The following is an 8261-nucleotide window of genomic DNA, read 5'->3' as shown; positions in this document are numbered from 1 at the left end:
AGATGGGCCTTCCCGGCCCCACTGGGGCCGGGTCATGCGAACCCGAAGAGATAGTGAGTGTTCATGGAAAAGTCCAGATTCCGCAAATACAGCCTCGGCATCGCCGTGGCCCTGGTCGCCGGCATCACGCTGTATGCCGTCCAGGCCCCGGCCAAGCCGCCGCAATACATCACCGCCACGGTCGAACGTGGCGACATCGAGAACGCCGTGTTGGCCACCGGTACGTTGCAGGGCATCAAACAGGTGGATGTCGGCGCCCAGGTGTCGGGCCAGTTGCGCTCGTTGAAGGTCAAACTGGGTGACAAGGTCACCGAGGGCCAGTGGCTGGCCGAAATCGACCCGCTGGTGCTGCGCAATACCTTGCGCCAGGCTGAGGTCGACGAGGACAAATTGCAGGCCGAGCGCCGTTCTAGCCTGGCCCAGCTCAAGCAGGCCAGGCGGGTGTATGAGCGCTATCGCGAACTGCAGGCCGACGAGTCGGTATCGCGCCAGGACTTCGAGAACGCCGAGTCCGAATACGAGGTACAGCAGGCCGCCGTGCGCTCGCTCGATGCGCAAATCCAGAGTGCCCGGGTCGAGATCGACACGGCCAAGGTCAACCTGGGCTACACCCGTATCAATGCACCGATCAACGGCCATGTGGTGGGCATCGTCACGCAAGAAGGGCAGACCGTGATCGCCAACCAGTTGGCGCCCGTGCTGCTCAAGCTGGCCGACCTCGACACCATGACCGTCAAGGCGCAGGTGTCGGAAGCCGATGTGATCCACATCAGCCCAGGCCAACCGGTGTACTTCACCATCCTCGGTGAAGACAAACGCTACTACGCCAAGCTGCGCGGCACCGAACCGGCCCCGCAGAACTACGCGCAAAGCACCGACAACAGTGATGGCAGCGCCACGAAACCCAATGGCGCGGTGTTTTACAACGCCCTGTTCGAGGTGGCGAACCCCGAGCACCGCCTGCGCATCTCGATGACCGCGCAGGTGCACATCGTGCTCGACACGGCCGAAGGCGTGCTCACTGTGCCGGTGGCCGCCCTGGGCGCGCGCAATGGCGACGGCAGCTTCCCGGTGCGGGTGATCGATGCCAAGGGCTTCGCTCAGGTGCGCAACGTGCAGGCGGGGATCAACAACAACGTCAAAGTGCAGATCAAGGATGGCCTGGCCGAAGGTGACCGTGTGGTGATCGGCGAACCGGTGTCTGGCGAAGCAGGGGCGTGAGCATGAACATGAATGTCGAGCTGAGCGCACACAGCGCCGTTGCCTGCAGCAACGGCGAGCCATTGTTGCGCCTGCAGGGGGTCAGCCGCAGTTTTCTGGCCGGTGACCGCGAGTTCCTGGCGCTGAAGGGTATCGACCTGCAGATCCACAGTGGCGAGCTGGTGGCGATCATCGGCGCCTCCGGGTCCGGCAAGTCGACCCTGATGAATATCCTCGGCTGCCTGGACAACGCCAGCAGTGGCAGCTACCAGGTCGGCGGCCAAGAGACGCGCACGCTGGACGACGATGCCTTGGCGGCGCTGCGCCGCGACCATTTTGGCTTCATCTTCCAGCGCTACCACCTGCTGCCGCACTTGGATGCCCTGCACAACGTCGAGATTCCAGCAGTGTATGCCGGCACTGCGCACGGGCAACGCCACGACCGGGCACGTGAGCTGCTCACGCGCTTGGGGCTTGCCGGGCATCTGGAACACCGCCCCAGCCAGTTGTCCGGCGGGCAGCAGCAGCGGGTGAGTATCTGCCGGGCGCTGATGAACGGTGGCCAGGTGATCCTCGCCGACGAGCCGACCGGTGCGCTGGACACGGCCAGCGGTAAAGAGGTGATGAATATTCTGCTGGAGCTGCACGCAGCCGGGCACACGGTGATCCTGGTGACCCACGACCCCAAGGTCGCCGCGCATGCTGAACGGGTCATCGAGGTCAGCGACGGTCAGATCGTCAGCGACCGGCGCACGGGCACCGCAGCCATGCCCACCCCGGTGGCCGAGCCAGCACCGGCCGCTTCGCCAGCAAGGCGCCTGGTCGCTAGCCTGGGGATGTTCCGCGAGGCCTTCAAGATGGCCTGGATCGCTTTGATCTCGCACCGCATGCGCACCTTGTTGACCATGCTCGGGATTGTCATTGGCATCACCTCGGTGGTGTCCATCTCGGCCATCGGCGAAGGGGCCAAGGGCTACGTGCTCAAGGACATCCAGGCAATTGGCAGCAACACCATCGATATCTATTCGGGTAGCAACTTCGGAGACAGCCGGGCGAAGACCATCGAAACCCTGGTGCCCGCCGACGTCACTGCGCTCAACGCGCTGTACTACGTCGACAGCGCCACCCCGGTGATCGGCCAGAGCACCTTGGTGCGCTACCGCAACCTCGATGTCGATGTGCAGCTCAATGGCGTCAGCGAACACTACTTCCAGGTGCGCAACATTCCCCTGGCCGCCGGTATCGTGTTCAGCGCCGAGGACGCACGGCGCCAGGCCCAGGTGGTGGTGATCGACCACAACACCCGCAAGCGCCTGTTCGGCCCCAACGTAGATCCGCTGGGGCAGGTGATCCTGGTGGGGAACCTGCCGTGCACGGTGATCGGCGTTACCGCCGAGAACAAGAACCTGTTCGTCGCCAGCAACCAGCTGAATATCTGGGTGCCGTACGAGACTGCTGGCGGCCGCGTGCTTGGCCAACGCCACTTGGACAGCATCAGCGTACGCATCAAGGACGGCGTGCCCAGCAAGCGGGTCGAGGAGGAGGTGACCAAGCTGATGCTGCAACGCCATGGCACCAAGGATTTTTTCACCAACAACCTCGACAGCATCATGCAGACCGTGCAAAAGACCAGCCGCTCGCTGACCCTGCTGCTGTCGCTGATCGCGGTGATTTCGCTGGTGGTGGGCGGTATCGGGGTAATGAACATCATGCTGGTGTCGGTGACCGAGCGTACCCGCGAAATTGGCATTCGCATGGCGGTGGGAGCACGGCAGTCGGACATTCGTCAGCAGTTTCTGGTGGAGGCAGTGATGGTCTGCCTGTTTGGCGGGCTGGTCGGTATTGGCTTGTCGTATGGGATCGGCTACCTGTTCGAGTTGTTCGTCAAACAGTGGGAGATGGTGTTCTCACCGGCGTCGATCGTGATGGCGTTTGCCTGTTCGACGTTGATTGGGGTGGTGTTCGGTTTTGTGCCAGCGCGCAACGCGGCCCGGCTTGACCCGATCGAAGCGCTGGCACGGGATTGAGGTGCCCTGTACCTCAACCCTTGTAGGAGCAGCCTTGTGCTGCGAAGAGGCCGGTAATAGCAACGAAGATTCACGGTGTTATCACCGGCCTCTTCGCAGCACAAGGCTGCTCCTACACGGCGATTCGTGCCCCAGTGGTGATTACAAGATCAAACTGCCGTATACATCCAGCGCATCAACGAATGCCGCCCGCTGATGCCAAGCTTGATCGCCGCCCGGCGCAAATAGCTTTCGACCGTATTCACCTTCAACTCCAGCCGCTCGGCCTGCTCCGGTGCGGTATGCCCGGCCAGCAGGCCAAGGCACACCTGGCGCTCCCGTTCGGACAGCTTCAGCCCCGATTGCGCCAGGCGGTCGAGAAAACGCTGTTCGAGGCTCTCTTGCGTGGCGCGCTCGGCGGCGGGTTGCAGGGCATCGATGTGCTTTTCCAGCATCGGCAGCAGCAGGGGCGAGATGTCGTCCAGGCGGTTGCGTTCGAAGGCGGAGAAGCCGTAGGTGGAGTCAGCGCGCAGCACCTGGATTTCGTAGCGGGCGTCGCCTTTGCGGCGAATCAGGTGCAAGCGCGTCGGGTCGCTGCAGTCCCTGCTTGGCTGCACGTCCGAGGAAAATACGGTCTCGTTGATCACGGGCGCGTTGGCGTCAGGGCCGGCCGGGGCCACGGGCAGCAGGCGTATGTGCGTGGCGTCGATGGTCAGGTGGGCCTGGATCAGGTCGTGCAGCATGCGCGGGAATTGGCGGCTGCCGGTGCTGGCAATGACTTTGCCGATTTGTGGGTAGAGCAGGTGCGAATTCATCGTGTCGTCCATGAGGTCCGGTGGTGCAATTTCCCGTCTGGCTGTTGGCCCGCATCCTGGGCCGCATTCGGGAGGTGATGGGTATCCTAGTACAACGATTGAGTGACGGTTAAATGAAGTAGTGATAGTGGCATAATAATGGCTTCTATGGCAGGCGACTGCTGTGGCGCGGGTTGTCGGGTATGATGCTGGCCTCCATCATCTTCAAGAGGCCTGCCCCATGTCCCTGAGTGCTGAACAGATTGGCGAATTCCGCGCCTTTGCCGAGCAGTTGGCCGATGCCGCCGCTGTGGCGATCACGCCGTATTTCCGTGCCAGCCTGGACGTCGAGGACAAAGGCGGGCGGTTGTACGACCCGGTGACGGTGGCCGACAAGGCGGCTGAAGATGCCATGCGCGCGCTGATCCAGGCGCGCTATCCCGAGCACGGCATTTTGGGTGAAGAGCAAGGCGTGGCAGTGGGCACCAGCCCCTTGACCTGGGTACTCGACCCGATCGACGGTACCCGCGCGTTCATCACCGGCCTGCCGCTGTGGGGCACCTTGATTGCCTTGAACGATGGCACGCGTCCGCGGGTAGGGGTGATGAACCAGCCCTTTACCGGCGAACGCTTCGTCGGCACCCCGGAAGGGGCCTGGCGCAGTGGCACGCCGCTGAAAACCCGTGCCTGCGCCGACCTGGCCTCGGCCACGCTGATGTGCACCACCCCGGACATGTTCGACACCGCAGCGCGCAAGGCGGCATTCGAGACCGTGGCCGGCAAGGCTCGGCTGATGCGTTACGGCGGCGACTGCTATGCCTATTGCATGCTGGCGTCGGGCTTTGTCGATGTGATCGTGGAGGCGAGCCTGCAGCCGTATGACGTGCAGGCCTTGATGCCGATCATCGAAGGGGCGGGCGGTGTGATCACGGCCTGGGATGGCAGCTCGGCGCAGCATGGCGGGTGTGTGGTGGCCTGTGGTGACCCGGCGTTGCATGCGCAGGTGGTGGAGATGTTGCGTCACGCCATGTGACCATCGCACTTTTTCGGTTTCTTGGGCTCTATGCTTGGCCAGGCTGCACTGATCCCCGGTGCGGCCGCCGAATATCGACCCGGTGCCGATGGTTGCAAGCCCTTCCAGAATAGTCCCCGGCCTGCTGTTGGCAGGCGCACTGACGTGCCTGTGCGCCTGTACCCAAGAGCAGGGCCGTGACATCGTCAGCCAGTTCGGCAATGGCAAGCCCAGCGAGCTGTTCCAGACCAGTGTCGACCGCCTGGCGACGTTGTCGATGCGCGACAACCTGCAGAGCTTGTACCTGCTGATGAACAAGCTGTACCTGCGCAACCCCAACCAGTGGAAGATGTCTGGCTACGTCGATGCCGCCACGGCCGAGCGGCAGATCCGGATAGCCATCGAACAGCGCCAACCCTTGGCGCAACTGGGCAATCGCCGCGACCTTGCCGCCTTGAGTTACGCGCTGAGCCCCGAGTTTCGCGGGGACCGGGTCGGCGCGTTCATCTATGCCATCGGCAGCATGCTGATTACCGCCCATGGCGGGCGCACCGAGTTCTACATGACGGACACTATCGACCCGCTGTTCGTCAATAACGCGGCACGCAATATCGAGAAAGCCACCTGGATGCTTAGCCAGCGGCAGGATGCGAATGGCGTGCTGTTGCTGTTCTCCAACGAGATTTCGGAGGAGGGCAGCAACCTGAGTTTCGCCGTCGAGTTCGGCAAGATCGTGGCGCGGCTGGATTTGCTGGCAGAGCTGCTGGACGAGCGCTATCGGCGGATCGGACTCAATTATGCGCAAAGCCTGTTGTTGATGAATTTCTTGCCGGTGCAGTGAAGTACGGTTTTAGTACGTTTCCGTACGAGCGAGTTATGCGTTGCCTGGTATTTTTGCTAGTTGCACAAAGTAGAATAGTTACTATCGTATTTGGCATTATTCATCAAGCACGGTGCTTGTGTCATGGGAAAAGAAAAAAGTAATAGATTCAATTACTCACCCTATGGGTATAGCCATTTCGGGCTAAGCAGTATCCCGCTTGTTCGTTACGTGGGTGAACGACAGGATAGCAAATGGGATGGATATGTTTTAGGCAATGGTTACAGAGTCTACAGCCCCTGTAGGATGCGTTTTAATTCACCCGATGGATGGAGTCCCTTTGATGAAGGAGGGTTCAATGCGTATGCATATTGCAACAATGATCCAATAAACTATGCTGACCCAACCGGTCATGAGCTTAAACCTATCTATGCCAAAGCTGCTGCGGAATGGGCGTCGAGAGCCAGAAATAGGGTTAAGATCCACAGCAAAATCATCGAAAATCAAGCTCGAACTCGTCTTCGCAACGGTTTGAGGGGCGGTACGGATGCTAATCTGCCAGAGCATGTAAAAAGCAAAATAATTAAGCGGTCTGAAGATATCCATGCTGATTATGTTAGGCAGTTGTCAAAGGTGGGGTCGCGGTCAATGGTGGATTTCGTAAAATTGAACCCCGGTTCAGAGTATTCGATGGTGTTAAACTCTAGATTGACGGCGTTGCAGGCGATCCAGAACGGCCAGATAACACCTGGCAACTTGGGGATGATCGTCGGAGATGCCGGTTGGGCGGCGGCGGCAATTGGTCTGCACAACATTGAAGTTAAAACCAGGGTGGAATCCACTTTTATTGCATTGGTTGCAGCTTTGCGAGGAGGAGATTTTGATTTCGGGATGCTTAGCCTAGACGACGCTTATACTAGACTTTATAACAACAAGCCGCCACCTAAGGGCTTGGAGCGGAGGAAGCGCCTCCGCTGACGAGTCATTGCCAGATCGAGCGTCTATCAGGCAATCAATGTGCAGGCGTCAGGTGGCAGCCTCCAGCAACGGTTGAAATTCTACCAACAACCAGTCACGCAACCGTCGGCAACTGGCGTCATGCTCCTTGTCTTCGTTGAAGGCCAGGAAATGGAAGGTGTCCTTGAGCACCAACTGCTGTTCGACCGGCCGCACCAGCAAGCCTTGCTCCACCAGCGGGCCCACTAGGTGGTGCCAACCCAATGCCACGCCCTGGCTACTCAGGGCAAGCTGCACCAGCAGGTTGTAGTCATTGGCATTGAAGAAATGCGGCGCCGTGCTGGCACGGCTCTTCAGGTCGACGTCATGGAACGCCAACCAGACATTCCAGTCGACGTGCTCGGCCACCTGTGAGCGCCCATAGGGGCTGAGGTTGAGCAGCGAGCCATCGCGAATTCCTTCCAAGGTAGCCAGCTGTGGGTGCTGTGCCAGGTATTGCGGGCTGCATACCGGGTAGACCACATCATGGTTGAGCGGGTGGCAGCTGTAGCCGGCCTGGATCTTGCCCAGCTTGGTGATGTAGATGTCCGGCCGTACGCCAGGCTCCATCGACAGGAAGTTCTGGGTGGTCACCAGGTTGATGTCGATGTCCGGGTTTTGCTCGAAGAACTTCGGCATCCGTGGCCCCAGCCACAGGGCGGCAAACGCAGGCGAGCAGCATAGGGTAACCACGTGCTTGGGGTTGATGTTGCTGCGGATTCGCTCGGCCGCCTGGGAGATGTTGACGAACGATAACTGCACCGCATCGAAGAAGATTGAACCCGCCACGGTCAGCTCTACCGCGCGGCCGACACGGGTAAACAGTTCGGCACCCAGGTAGGTTTCCAGTTCACGGATCTGCCGGCTCACGGCGGCCTGGGTGACGCACAGGGCCTCGGCGGCACGGGTGAAATTCTGGTATTTGGCGGCCGCGACGAAGACTTTGACCGCGCGCAGCGAAGGCATCTTGATCAAGGTCTGATCGGGTTCGGAGTGTCTGACCATGTCGGTAGGGTTCAGGTCCTGTGTAGGAGCAGCCTTGTGCTGCGAAAGGGCCCTTACCGGCATCCCATAACCAGTGTATGAGCGGGCCTCTTCGCAGCACAAGGTTGCTCCTACAAAGGGCGGGGCGGGTTAGGGCCCTGATTGATAACTTCAGGTAATGATTAGCGCCCTGCAAATGTCGTTGGACCCACCCTGGGCCAAGGCATAACGTAAATCCCACGGCGCGACATTGAGACATCGATGTCGAATAACTTTTTGAAGCAGGACTTTCTGCGTGCCGGTGTTGACTCACGTTCGCTCTTGAACGGACTGCCAAGCGTACTCGCACTGATCTACCCGCCTTACCGAACAGTGCGATGTTGATAGATTGGTTAATAAGCATAATAACGAGGGTCGTATGAGCCATGCCGATGAGATTCTTTCGGTAA

The 8261-nt window shown here is 60.1% G+C and carries 7 protein-coding genes; 5 read left to right on the top strand and 2 right to left on the bottom strand.

Annotated elements, in window-relative coordinates:
- The first annotated feature begins 63 nt into the window (after positions 1–63).
- Both macA and AC5PZ0_RS09500 read left to right on the top strand, forming a co-directional pair.
- Positions 64–1221: a macrolide transporter subunit MacA gene (gene macA / locus AC5PZ0_RS09505; RefSeq protein WP_099430906.1), complete on the top strand. Its 1158-nt coding sequence runs from the start codon at positions 64–66 to the stop codon at positions 1219–1221.
- A 2-nt stretch (positions 1222–1223) separates the two neighbouring features.
- Positions 1224–3227 (top strand): MacB family efflux pump subunit, encoded by a 2004-nt coding sequence (locus AC5PZ0_RS09500; protein ID WP_493854784.1) that lies wholly within the window; start codon positions 1224–1226, stop codon positions 3225–3227.
- Between the two features lie 149 nt (positions 3228–3376).
- Here the strand turns inward: AC5PZ0_RS09500 and AC5PZ0_RS09495 are convergent, their stop codons facing one another.
- Positions 3377–4021, bottom strand: a complete 645-nt coding sequence (locus AC5PZ0_RS09495; protein WP_454243677.1) for a helix-turn-helix transcriptional regulator — start codon at positions 4019–4021, stop codon at positions 3377–3379.
- Between the two features lie 220 nt (positions 4022–4241).
- Between AC5PZ0_RS09495 and hisN the strand changes: the two genes are divergently transcribed.
- The 3 genes from hisN (at position 4242) to AC5PZ0_RS09480 (ending at position 6810) form a co-directional block, all read left to right on the top strand.
- Entirely contained in the window at positions 4242–5033 is a 792-nt protein-coding gene (hisN, locus tag AC5PZ0_RS09490; RefSeq protein ID WP_085273361.1) for a histidinol-phosphatase, read from the top strand.
- A gap of 88 nt (positions 5034–5121) precedes the next feature.
- Positions 5122–5853 (top strand): hypothetical protein, encoded by a 732-nt coding sequence (locus AC5PZ0_RS09485; protein WP_027596802.1) that lies wholly within the window; start codon positions 5122–5124, stop codon positions 5851–5853.
- Positions 5854–5976: 123 nt separating this feature from the next.
- Positions 5977–6810: an RHS repeat-associated core domain-containing protein gene (locus AC5PZ0_RS09480; protein WP_493854783.1), complete on the top strand. Its 834-nt coding sequence runs from the start codon at positions 5977–5979 to the stop codon at positions 6808–6810.
- 48 nt (positions 6811–6858) lie between these two features.
- Here AC5PZ0_RS09480 and AC5PZ0_RS09475 read toward each other — a convergent pair whose 3' ends face one another.
- The gene (locus AC5PZ0_RS09475) at positions 6859–7833 is read right to left on the bottom strand and encodes a LysR family transcriptional regulator (protein ID WP_274888379.1); all 975 of its coding nucleotides are present in this window, start codon (positions 7831–7833) and stop codon (positions 6859–6861) included.
- Between the last annotated feature and the right edge of the window lie 428 nt (positions 7834–8261).

The sequence above is a fragment of the Pseudomonas sp. 5.2 genome (assembly GCF_059025405.1).
Note: the sequence above shows the minus strand (reverse complement) of the source record. Positions and strands in the feature narration are given on the sequence as shown.